Raw genomic sequence first — 22,996 nt, forward strand, 5'->3', positions numbered from 1 at the left:
GCGGAACATGACGAGGGGAGGGGGGGGATGCAAGCCCGGCGCGGTTTGGGCTACCCGGTGGGCCCATGAATCCCCGGATTGGTGTCGTCGGCGCCGGCCATTTCGGCCGTTTCCATGCCCTGAAGCTGCGCGGGCGCGGCCTGTCCGGCCTGCACGACCCCGACGCCGCGCGCGCAGCCCGGGTGGCCGAGGAGGCGGGCTGCCCGGTGCTGGACCTGCCCGGGCTGCTGGCCGCGTCGGACGCGCTGGTGGTCGCCACCCCCACCGTGCACCACGCCGCCGTGGCCAGCGCCGCGCTGCGGGCCGGGCGCCACGTGCTGGTGGAGAAGCCGATCGCCGCCACCCTGGCCGAGGCGAATGCCCTGGTCGCGCTGGCCGCCGCGCAGGGGCGGGTGCTGATGGTGGGGCAGATCGAGCGCCACTCCGCTGCCATCCGCACCCTGCGCGCCGAATGCGCCGGGCGCCGCCTGGGGCATGTGGAGGCGGTGCGGGTGGCGCCGTTCCGCCCGCGCTCCCTGGACGTGTCCGTGGTGCTGGACCTGATGATCCATGACCTGGACCTCATCCTGGCGCTGGCGGATTCGCCGCTGGACAGCGTGGCGGCGGTGGGCGGGCGCGCGGTGAGCGACAACACCGACTGGGCGGTGGCCCACCTGGGCTTCGCGTCGGGTATGCGCGCGACGGTGACGGCATCGCGCCTGGCGGTCGGGCTGGAGCGGCGGCTGCGCGCCATGGGCCCGGAGGGGGAGCTGCGGGTGGACTTCCTGGCCCGCTCGCTGGAATTCGTCGCGCCCGGCGGGGCGGCGCCGATGGAGCACCTGCCGGGCTGGGGCATCGAGCGCCGCTCTTGGACCGACCACGACAGCCTGGAGGCGGAGCACGACGCCTTCCGCGCCGCCATCGCCGGAGCGCGCCCCTACGAGGCGGATGGGCAGGCCGGGCGGGCGGCGCTGGATGCGGCGCTGCGGGTGGAGGCGGCGCTGGCCGGGTGATCACAACCCATGCAGCAGCGCTGGTGGGACCGGTTGAAACGACACCACTTCGCGCACCGGCATTCCACGGCGCCATTCCGACAGCGGCCGGTAATCCTGTGGGCTGCGGCGGCGGCGCCGCGTCGGCGGGCTGCGATCCAGGAACCCGTTGTTGAACGGGCACCACGCCAAGGCAGCGGAGAGCGCCGCCGTCTCGACCCACAGGATGCGCTGCGCGACGCCGACGTCCTTCGGGACCTGGATGAGACCCTGTGCCGCCTTCACCGAAGGGAAGAAGAAGACCAGTCCGTTGATATGGCGGCGCCAGGCGTCGGGCGTGCGGCCTTCGGCCAACCGGCTCGCCATCGGGCCGTCGGGCATACGCTGCCAACGTAGCCACGCGCCCGCGACGGGGGTCCAGGAGCCGCGGTTGGCGTCGTCCGCACCGAGGTCCCGCGCGCAACGCAGGCCATTTGCGCGGATGCCGGGAAGGTTGTCCTCCCGCGTCACGTGGTAGAGCCTCGGGAACTTCTCGAGGAACTCTTCCATGCCTAGCCCGCCCTGACCAGCACGTGCCGCTTCCGCCCGGCGCTCAGCTTCGCCGGGCCTTCCACCACCGTCGCCGCGTCGGTCACCGGCGCGTCGTCCAGGCGCACCCCGTTCTGCGCCACCAGCCGCCGCGCCTCGCCCTTGGAGGCGCAGAGGCCCGCCGCCACCAGCAGGTCCACCAGCGGGGCGGGCAGGGCGTGGGTGATGCCGGGCAGGGTCTCGGCGGCGGTGCCCTGCTCGAAGGCCAGGCGGGCGGTCTCCGCCGCCTCCGTCGCGGCCTCGCGGCCATGCAGCAGGGCGCAGGCCTCGGTGGCCAGCACCTTCTTGGCCTCGTTCACCTCGGCGCCGGCCAGCGCGCCCAGGCGACGCACCTCATCCATCGGCAGGTCGGTGAACAGGGCCAGGAAGCGGCCGACATCGGCGTCCTCGGCGTTGCGCCAGTACTGCCAGTAGTCGTAGGCGCTCAGGCGGTCGGCGTTCAGCCACACCGCGCCGCCGGCGGTCTTGCCCATCTTGGCGCCGCTGGCGGTGGTGATGAGCGGCGCGGTGAGGCCGAACACGGAGGCGCCGTGCATGCGCCGCGCCAGGTCGGCGCCCATGACGATGTTGCCCCACTGGTCGCTGCCGCCCATCTGCAGCACGACGCCGTGGCGGCGGTGCAGCTCGGCGAAGTCGTAGCTCTGCAGCAGCATGTAGTTGAACTCGATGAAGCTCAGCGGCTGGTCGCGCTCCAGCCGGAGGCGGACGCTGTCCATGGACAGCATGCGGTTGACGCTGAAGTGCCGCCCGACCTCGCGCAGGAAGGGGATGTAGCGCAGCTGGTCTAGCCATTCGGCGTTGTCCAGCATCACCGCGGTGCCCGGCCCCTCGCCGAACCGGAGGAAGCCCTGGAAGGCGCGGGCGATGGAGCGCTTGTTGGCCTCAATGCCTTCCTCCGACAGGATCTGCCGCGTCTCGTCGCGGCCGGAGGGGTCGCCGATCTTGGTGGTGCCGCCGCCCATCAGCACCACCGGGCGGTTGCCGGTGGCGGCCAGCCAGCGCAGCAGCATGATCTGCACCAGGTGGCCGACATGCAGGCTGTCCGCCGTCGCGTCGAAGCCGATGTAGCCGGGGACGGGCCCGGCCTTCAGCGCCGCCTTCAACCCCTCGGCATCGGTCACCTGATGGACGAAGCCGCGCTCCGTCACGACGTCGAGGAAGTCCTTGCCGCTCATGTCCGCCCTGTCCCGTGCCCCGGTGGCCTTGTCGCGGCCGCGATAGCACAATGGGCCGATGCTGCGAATCATCGGCACCATGAGCGGGACCTCGCTGGACGGGGTTGACGCCGCCTGGGTGGAGACGGACGGCGAGCGCGTCGGCGCGCTGGGCCCCGCCGTGACCCTGCCCTACGACCCCGGGCTGCGGCGCGACCTGCGCCGGCTGCTGGAACTCGCGCCCGGCCTGGGCCCGGAGGACGCCTTCCTGCGCTCCTGCGAGGCGCGGCTGACCGCGCGCCACGCCGATGCGATCAACCGCGTTGCGGAGGAAGCGGCGCGCGCCGGGCTGCCGGCCGCCAGCCTGGCCGCCTTCCATGGCCAGACCATCCTGCACCGCCCGCGCGGGCCGGGGGACGGGCCCGCGGTGCAGGGCTTCACCTGGCAGGTCGGCGACGCCCGCGCCCTGGCGGGGCAGACTGGCCTCGGCGTCGCGCATGACTTCCGCTCGGCCGACGTGGCGGCGGGCGGGCAGGGGGCGCCGCTGGTGCCCATTGCCCATGCCGCCCTGGCGCATGCCCTGCCCAAGCCGCTGGCGGTGCTGAACCTGGGCGGGGTGGGCAACGTGACCTTCCTGGGCGAGGATGGCGCGCTGCTGGCCTTCGACACCGGCCCGGCCAATGGCCCGCTGGACGACTGGGCCCGCCGCTCGACCGGGCGGGACTACGACCGCGACGGCAACCTGGCCCTGGCCGGCCAGCCCGATGGCGCGGTGCTGGGGCGGCTGATGGCGCACCCCTTCCTGGCGCAGCCGCCGCCCAAGAGCCTGGACCGCCTGGATTTCGACCGTGCCCTGAAGGAAGCCGGCGCCCAGGCGCTGAGCCCGCAGGACGGCGCCGCCACCCTGGTGGCCTTCGCCGCCATCTGCGTGGCCGCCGCCGCGCGCCACTTCCCGGAGGCGCCGCTGCAATGGCTGGTCGCCGGTGGCGGCCGGCGCAACCCGGCGATGATGCGCGCGCTGGCCGGCGCGCTGGACCAGCCGGTGCGGCCGGTGGAGGTCGCGGGCTGGAACGGCGACGCGCTGGAGGCGCAATGCTTCGCCGTGCTGGCCGCCCGCACCGCCCGCGGCCTGCCCCTCAGCTTCCCGGAGACGACGGGCGCCCCGGCGCCGATGCGCGGCGGGCGCATCCTGGGTGGGTTGCCGTAGTCAGGGCCCCTCGCCGGGCGCCTCGCACAGGTAGCGGCTGACCGGCAGCGGCTGCGACAGCGTGGCGGCGCAGAAACCGGCCACCAGCGGGGCCAGTGCCTCGAACAGCGCGCGGTTCGCCGCCGCGCCTTCCTCCAGCCGTTCGCGCGCCGCCTCGGCCTCCCGCGCCAGCTTCGCCATGTCGAGCGAGACGTGGCGGCCGTCGCGCACCACCCAGCGGCCACCGACCATGACGTGGCGCACCGCCGTGGCGTCCTCCGCCCAGACCAGCTGGTTGAGGGTGGAATTGTGCGGCAGCCAGTGCGGCACGCCCAGGTCCAGCAGCACCAGGTCGGCGGCCTTGCCGGGCGCCAGCGCGCCGGCATCCTCCAGGCCCAGCACGGCGGCGGCGCCCTGCGTGCCGGCGTGCCACACCTCGGCGGCGGAGGGCCAGCGGGCGGGGTCTGGGGTCTGGGCATGGCCGATGGCGGCGGCGGCGCGGATGGCCTCGTACATGTTGGCGTTGTCGGCGGAGGAGACGCCGTCGGTGCCGATGCCCACCATCACGCCCAGGTCCAGCGCGCGCTTCAGCCGGCCCAGACCGTTGCCCAGCTTCATGTTGGAGGCGGGGTTGTGCGCCAGGGTGGCGCCGCTGCCGGCCAGCCGGCGCAGCTCCTCATCGGCCAGCCAGACGCCGTGCGCCAGGGTGAAGCCGGGGCCCAGCAGCCCCAGCCGGTCCAGCGCCGCCACCGGGCCGCTGCCCCAGCGGGCGCGGGCGGCCAGGGCCTGCGGGCGGGATTCGGCCACGTGCATGTGCAGGCGCAGCCCGCGCTCGCGCGCCAGGTCGCGGCAGCCGCACAGCAGGGCGTCGGAGGCGTGGGTGGGGATGGTGGGGGCCAGGGCGAAGCGGATGCCCTGCGCGTCCCAGCGCCAATGGGCCGCCGCATCGGCCATGGCGGCCAGGATGGCCTCGGCGGGGGCGGCGCGCAGCCCTTCCACCTGGCGGCGCAGCGGGGCGGGCAGGGCGTCCAGCAGGCCGGGCACCGCCTGCCACAGCGTCAGGTCGCCCACCATGGGCGCCACCACGGCCCGCATCCCGGCCGCGGCATAGGCGGCGGCGACGGCGTCCAGCCCCTCGGGCGTCGGCAGCGGCACCTCGGCCGACAGGTCGTAGGCGGCGGTGCAGCCCTTCAGCACCATCTCGGCGGCGCAGAGCAGGGTGGACAGGTGCTTGTCCTGCAGGCTGCGCCCGCCGCCGATCCAGGGCGAGGCGGCCAGCAGCAGCTCCAGCGTCCAGCGGTCGCCCTGGCCGCGCGCCAGCCCGCCATGGCCGTGGGTGTGCGCGTTGACGAGGCCGGGATGGATGAGGTGGCCGGAGGCGTCGAAGACCTCCGCGTCCTCCGGCGCCGCCAGCCCGGCGCCGAGGGCGGCGATGCGCCCGCCCTGCACCAGCAGGTCGGCTTCCGGCGCGCGGCGCCGGGCAGGGTCGGCCAGGCGGCCGCCGCGGAGGAGCAGCGGCCGCGGCGCCGTCACGGCAGGTCCGCGTGGTGCAGCGCCCAGGCCGCGCCTTGCGGCTCGCACCACAGGGGCAGGGCGTTGGGGGTGCGGATGTTGGGCTCCAGCCCCGCCTCCCAGCGGAAGGCGCGGAACAGCGCGCCATGCGCCACCACCAGCACCGGGCCGGGGCGCGCGGTGGCGCGGTTGATGGCCCGGGCGGTGCGCGCGCGCAGCTCCGCGAAGGGCTCGCAGCCCGGCGGGGTCAGCGTGCCGGCGATCCAGTCGTCGTACCAATCGCCCATCGGCTGGCCCTCCTGCTCGCCGAAGCGGACCTCCATCAGCTCCGGGTCCTCGGCGGCGATGGGCAGGGACAGGGCGCGCGCCACCGCCTCCGCGGTTTCGCGGGCGCGGGAGAGCGGGGAGGTGACGATGGTGGCGATGCCCTTGCCGCGCAACGCCTGGGCCGCGCGCTCCGCCTGGGCGCGGCCGATGGCGTTCAGCGGGATGTCCGTCTGCCCCTGAGACAGGCCTTGCGCGTTCCAGTCGGTTTCGCCGTGGCGCAGGAACCAGAAGGGGATGGGGTTCAGCCTCACGCGGCGAATCCTTCGGCTTGCAGGGTGGCGTGCAGGGCGGGCAGGGCGAACAGGCGGCCGCGCAGGGCGTGCAGCCGCTCGCCGGGGTCGAGGTTCAGGAAGCCGGCGAACACCGCCAGCATCGCCAGGGCGCAGTCGGCGGCGCCCGGCGCCTCGCCGACCGCCCAGCCATCGGCGGGCAGGCGCGCGGCGGCGAAGTCCAGCGCGGCCTGGGCGCGCTTGAGCGCGGCCTCGCGGATGGCGGATTCGGCCGGCGGCGGGCCGAAGCGCTGCGGCGCGAAGGCGGGCTGGAAGGCGCCGGGCAGGGTGAAGGACAGCCAGGCGAGCCATTCCATGCTGGCCCAGCGCTGCGGCGCCGTGGCGCCGAGCAGCGCCGCCTCCGGCACCGAATCGGACAGCGCCAGCATGATGGCCGGCGTTTCCGTCACAACGGTGCCATCGGCCACCTGCAGCACCGGCACCTGGCCCTTGGGATTGATGGCCAGGAACTCGGGCGTGCGGCCCTCGCCGGCGCGCAGGCTGATCTCCCGCACCTCGCCCGGGGTGCCGGCCAGCGCGAAGGCCAGCCGGCACGCGAGCGACGAGGTGCGCGCGGAGACCCAGAGGATCAAAGCCCCTCGCGCTCCATCACCTTCTGCACCGACGGGCGCGCGCGCATGGCGGCGTAGTGGGCGGCCAGCCGGCCCGGCAGCTCCAGCTTCAGCCGCTCCGCCGCCCAGAAGGAGATGTAGAACGGCGCCATGTCGGCGAAGGAATAGGCGCCGGCGAAGAAGTCGCGGCCCTGCAGCGCGGTGTCCAGCGTCTTCATGCCCTTGGTGAAGATCTCCGTCCCGCGCGCCTTCACCGCCTCGTGATCGGCCTCGGAGGGGGCGAAGTTGGCCGGGCGGAAGATGCGCGAGAAACCCTGCATGTGCACCGTCGCCACGGCGTAGTCCGTCACCTCCATGGCGCGGGCCAGGGCCTCGGGCCCTTCGGGCAGCATCTTCGCCTGCGGGTTGGTCGCGGCGAGGTAGTAGGCGATGGCCGGGAACTCGGTCAGCGTGCTGCCGTCCTGGCGCAGCAGGGCGGGGACCTTGGACTTGGGGTTCACCGCCTGGAATTCCGGCTTGAACTGCTCGCCCTCGCGCAGGTTCACGCGCACCGCCTCGTAGGGCGCGCCGATTTCCTCCAGCAGCACGTGGATGCCGAGCGAGCATGCGCCAGGGGCGTAGAACAGTTTCTGCATCAGGAGAGTCCTTCCTTCTTCAGCGCCCGCTCGACGGCGGGCCGGTTGCGCATCGCGGCGCGGTGCGCCTTCAGCTTGGGCGGCAGCTCCATGCGGGCGCGCTCGCCCACCGCCCATTCCTCGATGAAGAACAACGCGGCGTCGGCGACGGAGTAGCCGGAGGGCAGCAGCCAGTCGCCGCCCTTCCACTGCCGCGCCACCAGTTCCAGGAAGCCCTCGGCCAGCGCCTTGCCCTGGGCCTTCACCCGCTCCTCGTCCTCGGCGTCCCGGGCGAAGTTGCCGGGGCGGAACATGCGGGTGAAGCCCTGCGGGTGCACGGTGCCGCACAGGTAGTCCATCCATTCCAGGCAGCGCGTCTCCGCCTCGAACTCGATGGGGATGAGGCCGCTCATCGGGTTGGACTTGGCCAGCCACCATGCGATGACCGGCCATTCGGTGAGCACGGAGCCGTCGTCGCGCTGCAGGGCGGGCACCTTGGCCTTCGGGTTCACCGCCAGGAATTCCGGCTTGCGGTTCGAGCCGTCGCGGGTGGAAACCAGCTGAGTCTCGAACGGCTTGCCGATCTCCTCCAGGATGACGTGGATGCCCAGCGAGCAGGCGCCGGGCGAGTAGAACAGCTTCATGGACGCGACGCCCCCGTTCGAAGGTGTCGCCCTTCCTATCCCGGCCCCGGGGATGCCGGAAGGGCCGGTGGCGGGGCGCGACGGAAACGCTTGACGCGGCCCTCCCGAAATTGGCATGGGGGCGTTGCGGGAGAGTCCGCGCCGGGCGCGAGCCCGGACGGACGCCGAAGGAGCAACCGCCCCGGAAACTCTCAGGCCCAGGTACCGCGCCGCGTTCTGAACTCTGGAAAGTGGAGCCGCAGCTCCCGCCGAAGGTGGAAGTCGCCCGCCCGCGAGGGGCGTGCGGCGATGCTCTCAGGCCAATGACAGAGGGGGCATTCGAGCCGCGCCGGGGGCGCGGCAGGAGAATGCACGTGCCTGACCCGCAGAACGATTCGATCGCCGTCATCGGCGCCGGCATCACCGGCATCACCACCGCCTACAACCTGGCTCGCCGCGGCCGCAGCGTGACGGTGTTCGACCGGCACCCCTACGCCGCCATGGAGACCTCCTTCGCCAATGGCGGCCAGCTTTCCGCCTCCAACGCCGAGGTGTGGAACAGCTGGTCCACCGTGCTGAAGGGGCTGAAGTGGATGATGTCCCCCGGCGCGCCGCTGCTGGTGAACCCCCGGCCGTCCTGGCACAAGCTGTCCTGGATGGCGGAGTTCGTCGCCGCCATCCCTCGCCACGAGGAGAACACGATCACCACCGCGCGCCTCGCCATCGAGGCCCGGCAGCACCTGCGCCGCATGGCCGAGGAGGAGGGCATCGACTTCGACGCCGAGCACCGCGGCATCCTCCACTTCTATGAGAGCCGGAAGGACTTCGAGGCGGCGGCGCGGGTGACGGCGTTGCTGGCCAAGGGCGGGCTGGAGCGGCGCGCCGTCACCCCGGCCGAGATCCGCAGCATCGAGCCCGCGCTGCACGGCACCTTCCACGGCGGCTTCTACACCCCGTCCGACTTCACCGGCGACATCCACAAGTTCACCTTCGGCCTGGCCCGCGCCTGCGAGCGGCGCGGCGTGGCGCTGCGCTTCGCGACCGAGGTGCTGGGCGCCGAGGCGGACCAGGCGGGCGTGACGCTGCGCGTGCGCCCGGTGGAGACGGCGCCCGGCGACGCCCCGGCCGCCGAGGAGCGCCTTCGCTTCGGCCAGGTCGTCGTCTGCGGCGGGGTGATGTCGCGCCGCTTCGCGCGCGGGCTGGGGGACCGGGTGAACGTGTACCCGGTGAAGGGCTACTCCATCACGGTGCAGCTGGACGACGCGGCCGACCAGGCGGCGGCACCCTGGGTCAGTCTGCTGGACGACAAGGCCAAGATCGTCACCAGCCGCCTGGGCGCCACGCGCTTCCGCGTGGCCGGCACGGCGGAGTTCAACGGCACCAACCGCGACATCCGCGCCGAGCGCATCGCGCCGCTGGTGGCGTGGTGCCGCGCCCGCTTCCCCGGCATCAACACCCGCCATGCGGTGCCCTGGGCCGGGCTGCGCCCGATGATGCCCGACATGATGCCGCGCGTGGCGCGGGGCCGGAACCCGCGCGTGCTGTACAACACCGGGCATGGCCACCTGGGCTGGACGCTGTCCGCCGCCACGGCGGATGCGGTGGCCGCGCTGGCCGACGCGCGGCCGAACGCCTGAGCGGAGCCGGGGGCGGGGACCATGCGGTTCCCGCCTTCGATGTTGGTGTATGGTGGGAGGACTGGAGCAGCGGTGGGAACCCAGAACCGAAATTCTCTGGCGGGTGGATCTTGATCCAGGGGTGCGCCAGGGTCCTGGCGCGTCGTCGCACCCACCCTATCATCGTTGCGGACACACTTTGTCATAAACCTGCGCGGCGCTGTCGCACACCTGCCGGCATGGAGGAGGCTTCCAGGAGCCCTGCATGCCTCTTCGTTCCTCCCTGAGCCAGCTGCCGGCATTACGCCGACTTGTCGCCCTCGGTCTGCTCGCCGTGCTTCTTCTCCACCGGCCGGCCGGCGCGCACGAAGGGCATGACCACGGCGCAGCACCCGAGCCGGTTGCTGCTGCGCAGCCACGGGCGGAAGCCCACAGCGACCTGTTCGAGATCGTCGCCATCCTGCAGCCAGGCGGGGCCCTCACCGTCACGCTTGACCGATACGCTGACAACAGCCCCCTCGATGGCTCGGTCACCCTGACCCTAGATGGCCAGGAGGTGGCCGCCGAGCGTCAGGGCATAGGCCTCTTCGTGGCGCGGCACCCGCTGCTGGAACGCCCCGGCCGGCTCGACCTGGTCTTCACCGTGACAGCCGGCGAAGACATGGATCTGCTGACCGCGACGCTGGACGTTTCAGCGCCGACGGCGGCCTCCGGAACGATGGTCGAAGCTCTGGACCTGCTTCGGAACAGCGTCGTCCAGATCGGAATCGGGGTCGGACTGCTCGTGCTCGGGCTTCTGCTAGGGCGGGCTTCCGTCCGCCGTCCGCTGCCGCCGATGGTCGAGGAGGCACCTACCATCCGTCCGGTGGAGGCCTTGCCGTCCGGCAAGCGGCGCGCGGCCGCTTTGCTACTCGTCGCGGTCACCGCCGCCGGACCGGCGGCCGCCCAGCAGGTGCTGGTCACCGGCGAGGCGCCGCGTCGCCTGCAGGATGGCGCCATCTTCGTCCCGAAGCCTTCGCAGCGCCTGCTCGGCGTACGCACTCTGCTGACCGAGAATGGCGAGGCCTCGGCCGCGCTGCGCATGATTGGGACCCTGGTGCCCGACCCGAACGCCTCGGGGCGCGTGCAAGCAAGCCAGAACGGTCGGCTGGAGCCGGGTGATGCCGGCTTCCCCACGCTCGGCCAGCGGGTCGAGCGCGGCCAGGTGCTGGCCTATGTCACACCGACCTACAGCGCGGCGGAGCGTGGGAGCCTCATCCAGAATGCCGCGGAGTTGGACGCGCAGATCACCATCCTCGAAGCGCGCGTCCGCCGCCTGACGACGCTCCGCGGCACGGTAGCGGAGCGGGAGATCCAGGATGCCCAGGCCGAGCTCGCGGGCGCGCGGCAGCGCCGCACCGCAATCCAGCCGGCACTCTCCGGGCGCGAGCCGCTGGTCGCACCCGTCTCCGGCATCGTCTCGACCGTACGAGGCGCCGTCGGCCAGTTGGTGGACAGCGCCACCACCGTCGTCGAGATCGTTGATCCAAGCCGGCTCTGGGTCGAAGCGCTCGCCTTTGATAGAGCCGCGCTGGAGCGCATCACCGGCGCCAACGCCACCCTGCCGGATGGCCGCGTGCTCGACCTGGTCTTCATGGGACGCGGCCTGACAGTGCGTCAGCAGGCAGTGCCGGTGAACTTCCAGGTGGACAATCCGCCGGCTGATGCGCCGATCGGCAGCTCCGTGCTGGTCACGCTGCGCACGGCGCGCGCGGTGCAGGGTGTCGTGCTGCCGGCCGATGCCGTGGTGCGCTCCGCCGAGGGCCCGCCCGTGGTCTTCGAGCACGCGACCGCCGAGCGATTCATCCCCCGCCAGGTGCGCGTGCAGCCGCTGGATGGCACGCGCGTGGTGGTGACGGCCGGGCTCGAGGCCGGGCAGCGCGTGGTGGTGCAGGGCGCGGCGCTGATCGCCCAGGTCCGCTGAACCATGCTGTTCAATGCGATCGTCGGCTTCTCGCTGCGCAACCGGCTGTTCGTGCTGGTCGCCGCGCTGCTGGTCAGCCTTTACGGCCTGTTCACCCTCTCGCGCATGCCGGTCGATGTTTTCCCGGACCTGAACAAGCCGACCGTCACGCTGATGACCGAGGCCGAGGGCTTCGCGCCGGAGGAGGTCGAGCAACTCGTCTCCTTCCCCATCGAGACGGCGGTGAACGGCCTGCCCGGTGTAACGCGCGTGCGCTCGGTCTCCTCCGTCGGGTTGTCTATCGTCTTCGTTGAGTTCGACTGGGGTGCGGACATCTGGCGCGCGCGTCAGCAGGTGAGCGAGCGGCTCGGCCAGATCCAGGCGCAGCTGCCACCGCGCGTGCTGCCGACCATGGCGCCGGTCTCCTCCATCATGGGGGAGATCATGCTGGTGGCGATGACCGCGCCGACGGACGGCTCGGTCGGCCCGATGGACCTGCGCGACCTGGCCGACTGGGTGATGCGCCCGCGGCTGCTGACCATCCCTGGCATCAGCCAGGTCATTCCGATCGGGGGGGAGGTCCGGCAGTTCCGCGTCATGCCCGACCTCGACCGGCTGCACGCGCTCGATCTGACGAACGACCAGCTCATCACCGCGCTGCGCCAGTTCGGGGGTAACGCCGGCGGCGGCTATGTGGACCAGGCGGGCCGGGAATTCCTGATCCGCAACATCGGCCGCACCACCTCGCTCGAGGACCTGCGCAACGCGACCGTCGGCTTCCGCGAGGGCCAGCCCATCGCGCTGCGGCAGGTCGCGCGAGTGGAATACGGCCCGCGCTTCAAGCGCGGCGAGGCGGGGGTGGACGGCCAGCCCGCAGTCATCCTCGCCATCGCCAAGCAGCCGGGCGCCGACACGATCCGCCTGACGCGCGCGGTGGAGGCGGCGCTCGCAGAGCTGCAGGCCGGCATGCCGCGCGGGGTGGTGGCGGACAGGATCAAGTTCCGCCAGGCCGACTTCATCGCGCAGTCCATCGCCAACCTCCAGCAGGTGCTGGCCGAGGCCTTCGTCGTCGTGGCGATCGTGCTGTTCGCCTTCCTGCTCAACACCCGCACAACCTTCATCTCGCTGACGGCGATCCCGCTCTCCATCCTGCTGACGGCCATTGTCTTCGCGGCCTTCGGGCTGTCCATCAACACCATGACGCTGGGCGGTCTCGCCATCGCGGTGGGAGAGCTGGTGGACGACGCGGTGGTGGATGTGGAGAACATCCTGCGCCGACTCAAGGAGAACGCCGCGCGCGCCGTGCCCGAACCTGTGATCCGCGTCGTGGCGGCGGCCAGTGCGGAGGTCCGCTCCGGCATCGTCTACGCCACGCTGATCATCGTGCTCGTCTTCCTGCCCCTGTTCGCGCTGACCGGGATCGAGGGGCGGCTGTTTGCGCCGCTCGGCGTGGCCTACATCGTCTCGATCCTGTGTTCCCTGCTCGTCGCCGTCACCGTTACGCCGGTACTATCCTACTGGCTGCTGCCGCAGATGAGGCGGATGCATGCGGGCGATGGGGCGCTCGTGCGGGGGCTGAAGGCGGCGCAGCACCGCCTGCTGCTCTGGGCCTTCGCGCACCGGTCGCTGGTGCTGGGTCTCGCCGTCGGCGGCGTCGCCATCGCTGCGGCAAGCGTGCCGTTCCTGCCGCGCGCCTTCCTGCCGCCCTTCAACGAGGGCACGCTCGTCATCAACGTCACCTACCAGCCCGGCATCTCATTGGCGGAATCGGATGCGCTCGGCCGCGTCGCCGAGCGCCTGCTGATGCAGGTGCCCGAGGTAAAGGGTGTGGGTCGCCGCACCGGCCGGGCGGAAATGGATGAGCATGCGGAGGGCGTGCATTCCTCGGAACTCGACATTGACCTGCGCGAAGGCGGCCGCCCGCGCGCCGCGGTGCTGGCCGATATCCGCGCGCACCTCGCCGCCCTGCCTGCCGCGGTCAATATCGGCCAGCCGATCAGCCACCGCTTGGACCACATGCTCTCCGGCGTGCGGGCGCAGATTGCGCTCAAGATCTTCGGCGACGACCTCGATACGCTGCGGACGCTGGCGGAGACGCTGCGCGGCCGGCTGGCGGAGAACGTGCCCGGCCTGACCGACCTGCAGCTCGAACGCCAGGTGCGCATCCCGCAGCTGCGTATCGCGGTCGATCATGAGCGCGCCGGGCTCTACGGTGTCTCGGCCGCGGCGCTGACCGAGACGCTGGAATCGCTGACCGGCGGCACCGTCGTCAGCCAGATCCTGGACGGTGCGCGCCGCTTCGACGTGGTGCTGCGGCTCGCGGACGAGGACCGCACCACTTCACGCCTGGCCGAGGCGCTTGTGCCCACGCCGCATGGCCGTGTGCCGCTCGGGCTGCTCGCCCGGGTCGAGGAAGGGGACGGTCCCAACCAGATCCTGCGCGAAGGCGCGCGCCGCCGCATCGTGGTGCTGGCGAACACCACGCCCGATGCCGACATGGCGCAGGTGATCGCGGGCATCCGCGCCGAGCTGGCGCGCATGCCGATGCCAACGGGCTACACCACCGCCCTGGAGGGTACCTTCCAGGCGCAGGAGGAAGCGATGCGGACCATCGCGGTCCTCGCGCTGATCTCGCTCGGCCTGATCTTCGTGGTGCTCTACTGGCGCTACCGCTCGGCCATGCTGGCGGTGATCATCATGGGCAATGTGCCGCTCGCGCTGATCGGCGCCGTCGCGGCGATCTGGATCGCCGGGCAGCCGCTGTCCGTCGCGACGCTCGTGGGCTTCGTGACGCTGACCGGCATCACGACACGCAACGGCATCCTCAAGGTCAGCCACTACCTGAACCTGGCGCTGCACGAGGGCGAACGCTGGGGCCTGGCGCTGGTGCTGCGCGGCAGCGCGGAACGGCTGACGCCGGTGCTGATGACCGCGCTGTCCGCTGGGCTGGCGCTGATCCCCTTGGCCATCGGCGCCGACGCGCCGGGCAAGGAGATCCTGCATCCAGTCGCCATCACCATCCTGGGCGGCTTGGTCAGCGCAACGCTGCTCGATACGCTGGTGACGCCGATCCTGTTCCACCGCTTCGGGCGCCCGGCGCTGGAACGGCTGCGCGCCGAGGCCGAGGAACGCCGTGCTGGCGGGTCGCTTGCCCCTGAGACATTCTGAGCCCTGGAGAGACCGATGCCGACCAAGCGCAGCCTGATCGCCACCACCCTGCTGGTCCTCCCGTCCCTGGCGCTGGCGCATGGCCCGTCCCGCGGCCCTAATGGTGGCCAGATGCAGGACATCGGCAGCTACCATGGGGAATTGCTGGCCCAGGACGGGCGGCTGACCTTCTTCCTGTTCGATGCAAACGACCGGCCGCTCCGCGCGAACGGCGCGACGGCGACGGCCATCGTGCTGGCTGGCGGCCGGCAGCAAACGCTGACCTTTGCACCGAGGCCGGATGGCGCCGCGCTGGTCGCCAGCGGGGAGTTCCGAGCCGAGCTCAGCCTGCGCGTTGTCGTGCAGCTGGTGCCTGCCGCCGGGCAGCCGCGCATCCAGGCGCGCTACGCGCCCGTCGAAGCGGCCAGATGAGCGACGCCGCGGAACGCCGTCTGCTCGATCCCGAGGCGCATCTCCTCGTCGTCGAGGATGATGGCGAGATGCGCACCCTCGTCGCGCGCCTGCTGCGGGAGGCGTCCTTTCGCGTCTCAACCGCGCGCGACGGGCGCGAGATGTGGGAAGTGCTGGACAGCCCGGCCGGCCAGCCGGACCTGATCCTGCTCGACGTCATGCTGCCCGGTGCGTCCGGCCTCGACCTGCTCCGCCGCCTGCGCGAGCGCTCGCGCGTGCCGGTACTGATGCTGACCGCGCGGGGGGAGGAGATGGACCGGGTCCTCGGCCTCGAGCTCGGCGCCGACGACTACGTAGCGAAGCCCTTCGCGCCGCGCGAATTGGTCGCGCGCGTCCGCGCCCTTCTGCGCCGCGCGGCGCCGGCCGAGGCGCAGCCTGACCCGCGGTCGCGACGGCTCGCCTTCGCCGGCTGGGTGTTGGACACCGCGCGCCGCGAACTCACCTCGCCGGAGGGCGTCGCGGTCGATCTCTCCGGGGGCGAATACGATCTGCTGATGGCCTTCCTGGAGCATCCGCAGCGGGTCCTGTCGCGTGAGCAGCTGCTCGAGGTCGCGAAGCGGCGCGTCGGTACCGATCCCTTCGACAGGACCGTCGATGTCCAGGTGAGCCGCCTGCGGCGGAAGATCGAGCCGGAGGACGACAGCCCCTCCCTCGTCAAGACCGTGCGCGGGGTCGGATACGTGCTTGTGGCGGACGTGACCCGGGCATGAGGCCCCTCTGGCCCGCCAGCCTGGCCGGACGCATCACGCTGCTGCTGCTGGGCGGGCTGATGCTGCTGCACATCGGCAGCATGTGGGTCCATGAGCGCGCCCTGCGCGGATCCGAGCAGGGCGCCAGGCTGGAGCGCATGGCCGACCAGCTCGCGGCGGCGCGGGCGGCGGTCGCGCCGCTGCCCGATGCGGCGCGCGACGCCGCGGCGCACGCCATCTCACGGCCGGGCCTTGAGATCCATTGGGATCGCGTGGCGCCGCTGCCGGAGGCAGCGCCGCCCGAAGCCCTTGCCGCGGCGGCGGTACGGCTTGGCCCTGGCGCGCGGATCGGCTGGGATCCGAAGGCGGAGCCGGGCCACCGGGTGCTCGGCGCGCTACCGGCCGACGGCGGCGGCTGGATTGTCTTCTCGGCACCCTGGCTCGCCGCCGGCGGCGGCGCGCTCGACCACGGCGCGATTTCGTCGATGGTCGCGATGGCGCTTGGGATCGCGCTTGTCTCGATCCTCGTGGTGCGCTGGATCACCGGTCCGCTGCGCCGCCTGGCCAGCGCGGCGGACCGCATCGGCCGCGATCCCAGCCCTCGGCCGGTGCCGATGGAAGGGCCGGAGGAGGTGCGCCACGCGGCCGCGGCGTTCAACGCCATGCAGGAGCGCATCGGACGGTTGCTGGAGGACCGGACGGAAGCCCTGGCCGCCATGAGCCACGACCTGCGCACGCCGCTCTCCAGGCTACAGCTGCGCGTCGGCTTCCTGCCGGAGGGCGAGGACCGCGCCCGGCTCGAAGCCGACATCGCAGAGATGGAAGCGATGGTCGCGCGCACCCTCGACTACATCCGTGAGGGCCGCGACGCCGAACCAGTGCGGCCCGCCGACCTTGCGGCCATCCTGCAGACGCTCGCTTCCGACGCCGCCGACCAGGGTCACGACGTGGCATATGAGGGGCCAGGGCGCGCGGTGCTGCCAGTCCGCAGGATCGCGGCGAAACGCGCACTCTCGAACCTGGTGGACAATGCGCTGCGCCACGGTCGTCCCCCGGTGCGCCTGCGTATCCATGACGAGGGACCGATGCTCGCGGTCGAGGTCTCGGACGCGGGCGCAGGGATCGCTGAGGCCGACCGTGGCCGGGCCCTGGCGCCCTTCGTGCAGCTCGACCCCGCGCGCAGCGGCTCGGGCGTTGGCCTGGGCCTGGCGATCGCGCAGCGGTTCGCGCAAGCTAGCAACGGCAGCCTGGAGCTCCGAGAGGCCCACGAGGGCGGGTTGATGGCCAGACTGCTTCTTCCCCGCCAGGCCAACTGAAGGTCGGCCGACGCCGCGGTGGCATACTTTGTCATGCCGCCGAGAGGCTCCGCAGCGCCCCCGCCCGCATTTTGATGGGGTCGAAACCACGGAGCCCATCCCATGCGTCGCATGCTTGTGACCGCAACCGCTGCCGTCGCGCTGCTCGGCGCCGGAGCCTTGATGCTGGCGCAGGCTCAGCCGCAGCACGGACCGGGGCATGGAATGCCGATGATGCAGGGCGGTGGGCACGTCGGCCATGCCGCCGCGCAGGCGCCGGCCAATGCCAGCCCGGTCACGCGCGCCTTCATCGCAGCCAACGAAAAAATGCATCGCGACATGGCGATCACCTTCTCGGGCAACGCCGACCGCGACTTCGTCGCCGGCATGATCCCGCACCATCAGGGCGCCATCGACATGGCGCGGATCGTCCTGGAACACGGCAGCGATCCAGAGGTGCGGGCCATCGCCGACGCCGTCATCCGTGAACAGGAGCGCGAGATCGCGCAGATGCGCGCGATCCTGGCCAGGATGCCGGCGCAATGAGGCGCCGCGGCCTCCTCGCGACCGCTCTTCTGGCTGTGTCGGGGCCTGCCCTGGCGCAGCGTGACGAGCGGGTCGAGGTCTGGCGCGACCCGAATTGCGGCTGCTGCTCCGGCTGGATCGCCCATCTCCGGACGTCCGGCTTTGCCGTCGAGGACCGTGTCGTCCCTTCGGTGGCGCCCTTCCGCAGGATGCTGGGTACACCGGCCGACCTGCTGTCCTGCCATGCCGCGCGTGTCGCTGGCCTCGCCATCGAGGGTCACGTGCCGGCACTGGCAATTCGTCGCCTGCTTGCGGAACGACCCGCCGGCGTCGTCGGCCTCGCTGTGCCGGCCATGCCGATCGGCTCGCCCGGGATGGAAGTCCCCGGGCAGCCGCCCGACACCTACGATGTGATCGGCTGGCGCGCCGACGGCACGCACGAGCCCTTCATGCGCTTCGTGGGCGCCCAGCCTGCCTGACAACGAAGAAGGACAAGATCATGAGGAAGCTCAGCACACTGACGGCCACCGGCATCCTCTTGTTCGGCCTTGCCGGAACAGCGGGCGCGCAGGCGCCGGCCTCGAGTGGCGGGGCACCGGATCCCCACCATCCCGAGGCGCCGGCCGCGTCGCCGCAGCCGGCACCGCCCTCGGCTCAGCGAGGCGCGCCAGCGCCCGGGACGACGGGGCCGGGTGGCGGGATGATGGGCGGGGACATGGGTCGGATGATGCAGCCGATGATGCAGCAGATGGTGCAGGGCCGCATGGCCGCGTCGGCGATGCAGCCCTTCCGCCGGATCGAGGGACAGCTCGCCTATTTCCGCGCCGAGCTGCGGATCACCGACGCCCAAGCCCAGCCTTGGGGCGCCTTCGCGGATACCGTCCGCGCCCAGGCCGAACGGCTGCGTCAGGCCACCCAGCAGGCGATGACTGGCGCCACCGAACCGGGGCCGGCGCCGCAGCAGATGGAACGCCGCATCGCCCTGCTCTCGGCGCATCTGGAGGCGATGCGCGCTGTCGCTGCCACCGCGACGCCACTCTACGCGGCGCTGTCCGAGGAGCAGCGCCGCACTGCCGACGAGCTCATGGCCGAACACTTCCGCGGCATGCGGATGGGCATGAGGATGCCGTGACATGGAGCGGATGCAGACCGTTGGCACGGAGGGCGCGCCACCCTGGTGGCGCACGCGCACCGGGATCACGGTGCTGGGCTTCGCACTAGTCGGCGCCTTCTACGTGCTGCGGGAGCATTGGGGGCGCGCACTCGGCGCTTTGCCCTATCTGCTGATCCTCGCCTGCCCGCTGATGCACCTGTTCATGCACCGTGGACACCACCGCGACGGCAGCGGCCCGGATGCGGCGCTGGGCACAGCCCCTCGGGACTGAGTGCAGGATGGTCGCGACGCAACCCAGCGCCGCTGCCGACACTATGCCGACATGCCGCGCGCCCTCCGGCGCCGGTGCGCTGACTACCCTCGGAGCCATGGCATGAACGAACATCACGACAGCCACCGGCAGGGTCATCACGGACACGCCGCTCGGGGTCAGGCGGACGCCGGCGCGACCGTGAAGGACCCGGTCTGCGGGATGACAGTCGATCCGGCGAGGACGCCGCACCATGCCGATCATGCAGGGGCGGCCTACCACTTCTGCTCGGCCGGCTGCCGGACCAAGTTCGTCGCCGATCCAGCCAAGTACGTCCATCCAAAGCCGACGCTGCGCGCCGAGGCCGTGGCACCGGGCGCGATCTACACCTGCCCGATGCACCCACAGATTCGCCAGGTCGGGCCCGGCAACTGCCCGATCTGCGGTATGGCCCTCGAACCGGAGGTGGCGACCGCCGAGGCCGGGCCGAACCCTGAGCTCGCGGACTTCACGCGCCGCTTCTGGATCGGGCTCGTGCTCACCCTGCCGGTCGTCGTCCTGGAGATGGGCGGCCACCTCACCGGCATGATGCACCTGGTCGGCGGACCGCAGGTGGGCAACTGGCTTCAGCTCGCGCTCGGGACGCCGGTGGTGCTGTGGGCGGGCTGGCCCTTCTTCGTGCGGGGCTGGCAGAGCCTGGTGAACCGCAGCCTCAACATGTTCACGCTGATCGCGCTCGGCACCGGCGTGGCCTGGCTGTTCAGCGTGGTGGCGACGGCTGCACCCGGGATCTTCCCGGACGCCTTCCGCGCCGCGGACGGATCGGTGGCGGTCTATTTCGAGGCGGCGGCCGTCATCGTCGTGCTAGTGCTGCTCGGCCAGGTACTGGAGTTGCGGGCGCGCGAGCAGACCGGCGGCGCGATCCGCGCGCTGCTCAATCTGGCGCCGGCCATGGCGCGCCGCCTGCGCGACGATGGGTCGGAGGAGGAGGTGCCGCTCGCCGCCATCGAGCGTGGCGACCGCCTGCGCGTGCGCCCAGGCGACAAGGTGCCACTGGACGGCGCGGTGCTGGAGGGTCGGTCGAACGTTGATGAGAGCATGGTGACGGGGGAATCAGTCCCCGTAACCAAGCAGGCCGGCGATCAGGTCGTCGGCGGCACCCTGAACGGCCAGGGCAGCTTCGTGATGCGCGCCGACCGCATTGGCCAGGACACTGTGCTGGCGCAGATCGTCCGCATGGTGGCCGGTGCCCAGCGCTCCCGTGCGCCGATTCAGCGCCTGGCAGACCAGGTGAGCGGCTGGTTCGTGCCGGCCGTCGTGGTGATCGCGCTGCTCGCCTTTGTCGCTTGGTCGGCGTGGGGACCGGAACCGCGCCTCGCCTTCGCGCTGGTCGCAGCGGTGACAGTGCTCATCATAGCCTGCCCCTGCGCGCTTGGGCTTGCGACGCCGATGAGCATCATGGTGGGTGTCGGGCGTGGCGCGCAGGCGGGCGTGCTGATCAAGAACGCCGAGGCGCTTGAGCGGCTGGAGCGCATCGACACGCTCGTCGTCGACAAGACCGGCACCCTCACGCGCGGACGGCCTGAGGTCGTCGCGGTGGTGCCGGCGGAGGGCATGGCCGAGGATGAACTGCTTCGCCTGGCGGCCGGGCTGGAGCGGCCGAGCCAGCATCCGCTGGCCGAGGCAGTGGTGCGCACCGCCGAGGCTCGCGGCCTTGCGATACCTCCCGTGGAGGGGTTCGACGCGCCCATGGGGCGAGGCGTGACGGGCACGGTCGAAGGCCGGCAGGTGGCGGTCGGCAACGCCCGGCTCATGGCTGAACTCGGCGTAGACGCCGGCCCTCTCGCCGTGGAGGCCGAGCGGCTGCGCGGCGACGGCGCCACAGTGTTCTTCGTCGCGGCGGATGGCCAGCCCGCGGGTCTCGTCGCGGTCGCGGATCCGGTGAAGGACACGACGGCCGCCGCGCTCGCGGGGCTCAAGGCCGAGGGCATCCGCGTCGTGATGCTCACCGGCGACAACCGTACGACGGCCGAGGCCGTGGCCCGTCGGCTCGGCATCACCGAGGTCGAAGGCGAGGTCCTTCCCGAGGACAAGCAGCGGATCGTGGAGCGCCTGAAGGCCGAAGGCCGGCACGTGGCGATGGCGGGTGACGGCGTGAACGACGCCCCAGCCTTGGCCGCGGCAGAGGTCGGGATCGCGATGGGCACCGGCACCGACGTGGCGATCGAGAGCGCGGGGGTGACGCTGCTGGGCGGCGACCTGACCGGCATCGTACGGGCGCGGCGGCTCTCGCGGGCCGTGATGCGCAACATCCGGGAGAACCTGTTCTTCGCCTTTGCCTACAACGCGGCGGGCGTGCCAATCGCGGCGGGCGTGCTGTATCCCTTCTTCGGCATTCTTCTCTCGCCCCTCATCGCGGCGGCGGCCATGGCGCTGTCCTCGGTGAGCGTGGTTGGCAATGCACTGAGGCTACGCAGGGTTCACTTACAGTGACGACAATGGGATGCACGTGCATGCTGTCGCCGCTGTCGAACCTTACCTACCGTCATCTCTTCCTAGCCCAGGTGCTCTCGCTGCTCGGCACCGGGCTCGCGACCGTCGCACTCGGACTGCTGGCCTATGATTTGGCGGGCGCCGATGCGGGCGCCGTTCTCGGCACGGCGCTCGCGATCAAGATGATCGCCTATGTCGGCATCGCGCCGGTCGCTGGCGCCTTCGTCCATCTGGTGCCGCGGCGCAGTCTGCTGGTCGCCCTCGATCTGCTGCGGGCCGCCGTCGCGGTTTGCCTGCCCTTCGTCACGGAGATCTGGCAGGTCTACGTCCTCATCTTCCTGCTGCAGTCGGGATCCGCGGCATTCACGCCGACCTTCCAGGCAACCATCCCCGATATCCTGCCGGAGGAGGCGGAGTACACGAAGGCGCTCTCCCTCTCGCGGCTGGCCTACGACCTCGAGGCGCTGGCGAGCCCCGCCATCGCCGCCGCGCTGCTCGGCGTGATCGGGTTCCACTGGCTGTTCGGATTGAACACGCTCGGCTTCCTCGCCTCCGCCGCCCTGGTCCTCTCGGTCGTGCTGCCCTCGCCGAAGCCGCCCACGACATCGGAAGGGGCCTGGGGCCGCACCACGCGGGGCGCGCGCATCTACCTTGCCACGCCGCGGTTGCGCGGGTTGCTCGCGCTCAACCTGACGGTCGCGGCGGCGGGCGCGATGGTCATCGTCAACACGGTGGTGCTGGTCCGTGCCGGCTTCGGCCTCGGCGAACGGGAGGTGGCCTGGACGCTCGCCGCCTACGGCTTCGGCTCGATGGCCGCAGCGCTCACCCTGCCGCGCCTGCTCGGCGAGCGGATGACGGACCGGACGGCGATGCTGGCGGGTGCGGGACTGCTCGTCATCGGGCTGCTGCTGGCGCCCGCGGTACCGTCCTGGCCGGCGTTGCTGCCAGTCTGGACGCTGCTCGGCCTGGGCAACGGGCTGGTGCTGACGCCGAGCGGGCGGCTGCTGCGGCGGTCTGCACATGCCGGCGACCGGCCGGCGCTGTTCGCCGCGCAGTTCGCGCTGAGCCATGCCTGCTGGCTGCTGACCTACCCACTGGCTGGCAGCCTCGGCGCGGCGATCGGGCTCGGGCCGACCTTCCTGGTGCTGGCCGTGCTGGCGCTGGCGGGGGTCGGCGCGGCGGCGGCCCTCTGGCCGCGGCACGACCCGGAGGAGATCGAGCACGACCATGCTGGCCTCCCGCCGGAGCACCCCCATCGCGCGACCGAGCACCGACCGGTGCTCACCGCGCCGGACGGCTTCCGGCACCGTCATGCCTTCGTGATCGACCACCTGCACCCGGAGTGGCCGCGCTGATCCCTTGATGCGGGTCAAGGCCAGGACCGGATGACCGGCGCAGCCTTTGGCCCCCTGGCCACGAAGGTGCGCTCCGACATCTGCCCTTCACCACCGCGCAGTTCTTTGCGGTCTTCGCGTCCTACAACGCCGCGATCTGGCCGGCTCAACTCGTCGCCTAGGGTCTGTACCCAATTGACGTAGGTGCGGCGCAATGATTCACCCTGCCAAACGGCGGGGGATGAACGGTGTCGCGCCTATTCTGGCTGAGCGACGTGCAGTGGGCGGCGATCGAGCCACATCT

21 protein-coding genes and 1 riboswitch are annotated in these 22,996 nt (G+C 72.0%); of the genes, 14 read left to right on the plus strand and 7 right to left on the minus strand.

Going from position 1 to position 22,996, the window contains the following annotated elements; all coding sequences use genetic code 11:
• Positions 1 to 65 precede the first annotated feature (65 nt).
• Positions 66 to 992 (plus strand): Gfo/Idh/MocA family protein, encoded by a 927-nt coding sequence (locus ACI6QG_RS04640; protein WP_407023397.1) that lies wholly within the window; start codon positions 66 to 68, stop codon positions 990 to 992.
• Here ACI6QG_RS04640 and ACI6QG_RS04645 read toward each other — a convergent pair whose 3' ends face one another.
• Together ACI6QG_RS04645 and tyrS are read right to left on the minus strand one after the other, a co-directional pair.
• Complete coding sequence (locus ACI6QG_RS04645) at positions 993 to 1,520, minus strand: DUF7002 family protein (protein WP_407023398.1); 528 nt, start codon at positions 1,518 to 1,520, stop codon at positions 993 to 995.
• A 2-nt stretch (positions 1,521 to 1,522) separates the two neighbouring features.
• Positions 1,523 to 2,734: a tyrosine--tRNA ligase gene (tyrS, locus tag ACI6QG_RS04650; protein ID WP_407023399.1), complete on the minus strand. Its 1,212-nt coding sequence runs from the start codon at positions 2,732 to 2,734 to the stop codon at positions 1,523 to 1,525.
• A gap of 61 nt (positions 2,735 to 2,795) precedes the next feature.
• On the opposite strand from tyrS, the gene ACI6QG_RS04655 reads away from it, so the two are divergent.
• The gene (locus ACI6QG_RS04655; RefSeq protein ID WP_407023421.1) at positions 2,796 to 3,920 is read left to right on the plus strand and encodes an anhydro-N-acetylmuramic acid kinase; all 1,125 of its coding nucleotides are present in this window, start codon (positions 2,796 to 2,798) and stop codon (positions 3,918 to 3,920) included.
• On the opposite strand, the gene ACI6QG_RS04660 is transcribed toward ACI6QG_RS04655, so the two are convergent.
• The 5 genes from ACI6QG_RS04660 to ACI6QG_RS04680 are packed head-to-tail and all read right to left on the minus strand — an operon-like array spanning position 3,921 to position 7,837.
• On the minus strand, positions 3,921 to 5,432 hold the full coding sequence (locus ACI6QG_RS04660; RefSeq protein WP_407023400.1) for an amidohydrolase family protein: 1,512 nt from the start codon (positions 5,430 to 5,432) through the stop codon (positions 3,921 to 3,923).
• On the minus strand, positions 5,429 to 5,989 hold the full coding sequence (locus tag ACI6QG_RS04665) for a histidine phosphatase family protein (protein ID WP_407023401.1): 561 nt from the start codon (positions 5,987 to 5,989) through the stop codon (positions 5,429 to 5,431). Before ACI6QG_RS04665 ends, ACI6QG_RS04660 begins: the two co-directional genes overlap by 4 nt.
• Complete coding sequence (locus tag ACI6QG_RS04670; RefSeq protein WP_407023402.1) at positions 5,986 to 6,600, minus strand: glutathione S-transferase family protein; 615 nt, start codon at positions 6,598 to 6,600, stop codon at positions 5,986 to 5,988. The genes ACI6QG_RS04665 and ACI6QG_RS04670 overlap by 4 nt, the downstream gene beginning before the upstream one ends.
• Positions 6,597 to 7,214 carry a glutathione S-transferase family protein gene (locus ACI6QG_RS04675; protein WP_407023403.1) on the minus strand — a complete coding sequence of 206 codons (618 nt, stop codon included), beginning with the start codon at positions 7,212 to 7,214 and terminating at the stop codon, positions 6,597 to 6,599. Before ACI6QG_RS04675 ends, ACI6QG_RS04670 begins: the two co-directional genes overlap by 4 nt.
• Positions 7,214 to 7,837 (minus strand): glutathione S-transferase N-terminal domain-containing protein, encoded by a 624-nt coding sequence (locus ACI6QG_RS04680; RefSeq protein WP_407023404.1) that lies wholly within the window; start codon positions 7,835 to 7,837, stop codon positions 7,214 to 7,216. Before ACI6QG_RS04680 ends, ACI6QG_RS04675 begins: the two co-directional genes overlap by 1 nt.
• 213 nt (positions 7,838 to 8,050) lie before the next feature.
• Positions 8,051 to 8,156, plus strand: a riboswitch (glycine riboswitch).
• 34 nt (positions 8,157 to 8,190) lie between these two features.
• On the opposite strand from ACI6QG_RS04680, the gene ACI6QG_RS04685 reads away from it, so the two are divergent.
• The 12 genes from ACI6QG_RS04685 (at position 8,191) to ACI6QG_RS04740 (ending at position 22,713) form a co-directional block, all read left to right on the plus strand.
• A complete protein-coding gene (locus tag ACI6QG_RS04685) occupies positions 8,191 to 9,453 on the plus strand; it encodes a D-amino acid dehydrogenase (protein WP_407023405.1) in 1,263 nt (420 codons plus the stop codon).
• A gap of 244 nt (positions 9,454 to 9,697) precedes the next feature.
• Complete coding sequence (locus ACI6QG_RS04690; protein ID WP_407023406.1) at positions 9,698 to 11,395, plus strand: efflux RND transporter periplasmic adaptor subunit; 1,698 nt, start codon at positions 9,698 to 9,700, stop codon at positions 11,393 to 11,395.
• 3 nt (positions 11,396 to 11,398) lie between these two features.
• Positions 11,399 to 14,542: an efflux RND transporter permease subunit gene (locus ACI6QG_RS04695; protein ID WP_407023407.1), complete on the plus strand. Its 3,144-nt coding sequence runs from the start codon at positions 11,399 to 11,401 to the stop codon at positions 14,540 to 14,542.
• A gap of 15 nt (positions 14,543 to 14,557) precedes the next feature.
• Entirely contained in the window at positions 14,558 to 14,953 is a 396-nt protein-coding gene (locus ACI6QG_RS04700) for a hypothetical protein (protein WP_407023408.1), read from the plus strand.
• Positions 14,950 to 15,702, plus strand: a complete 753-nt coding sequence (locus tag ACI6QG_RS04705) for a response regulator transcription factor (RefSeq protein ID WP_407023409.1) — start codon at positions 14,950 to 14,952, stop codon at positions 15,700 to 15,702. Before ACI6QG_RS04700 ends, ACI6QG_RS04705 begins: the two co-directional genes overlap by 4 nt.
• On the plus strand, positions 15,699 to 16,997 hold the full coding sequence (locus tag ACI6QG_RS04710) for an ATP-binding protein (RefSeq protein WP_407023410.1): 1,299 nt from the start codon (positions 15,699 to 15,701) through the stop codon (positions 16,995 to 16,997). Before ACI6QG_RS04705 ends, ACI6QG_RS04710 begins: the two co-directional genes overlap by 4 nt.
• Before the next feature lie 102 nt (positions 16,998 to 17,099).
• Complete coding sequence (copM, locus tag ACI6QG_RS04715; protein WP_407023411.1) at positions 17,100 to 17,522, plus strand: CopM family metallochaperone; 423 nt, start codon at positions 17,100 to 17,102, stop codon at positions 17,520 to 17,522.
• Positions 17,519 to 17,980 carry a DUF411 domain-containing protein gene (locus ACI6QG_RS04720; protein ID WP_407023412.1) on the plus strand — a complete coding sequence of 154 codons (462 nt, stop codon included), beginning with the start codon at positions 17,519 to 17,521 and terminating at the stop codon, positions 17,978 to 17,980. Before copM ends, ACI6QG_RS04720 begins: the two co-directional genes overlap by 4 nt.
• Before the next feature lie 20 nt (positions 17,981 to 18,000).
• On the plus strand, positions 18,001 to 18,633 hold the full coding sequence (locus tag ACI6QG_RS04725; protein ID WP_407023413.1) for a Spy/CpxP family protein refolding chaperone: 633 nt from the start codon (positions 18,001 to 18,003) through the stop codon (positions 18,631 to 18,633).
• 1 nt (position 18,634) lies between these two features.
• The gene (locus tag ACI6QG_RS04730; protein WP_407023414.1) at positions 18,635 to 18,886 is read left to right on the plus strand and encodes a DUF2933 domain-containing protein; all 252 of its coding nucleotides are present in this window, start codon (positions 18,635 to 18,637) and stop codon (positions 18,884 to 18,886) included.
• A gap of 102 nt (positions 18,887 to 18,988) precedes the next feature.
• Positions 18,989 to 21,358 (plus strand): heavy metal translocating P-type ATPase, encoded by a 2,370-nt coding sequence (locus ACI6QG_RS04735; RefSeq protein ID WP_407023415.1) that lies wholly within the window; start codon positions 18,989 to 18,991, stop codon positions 21,356 to 21,358.
• Positions 21,359 to 21,378: 20 nt separating this feature from the next.
• On the plus strand, positions 21,379 to 22,713 hold the full coding sequence (locus tag ACI6QG_RS04740) for an MFS transporter (RefSeq protein WP_407023416.1): 1,335 nt from the start codon (positions 21,379 to 21,381) through the stop codon (positions 22,711 to 22,713).
• Positions 22,714 to 22,996 lie beyond the last annotated feature (283 nt).

Source organism: Sabulicella flocculans (assembly GCF_045449635.1).
Lineage (GTDB): Bacteria > Pseudomonadota > Alphaproteobacteria > Acetobacterales > Acetobacteraceae > Roseococcus.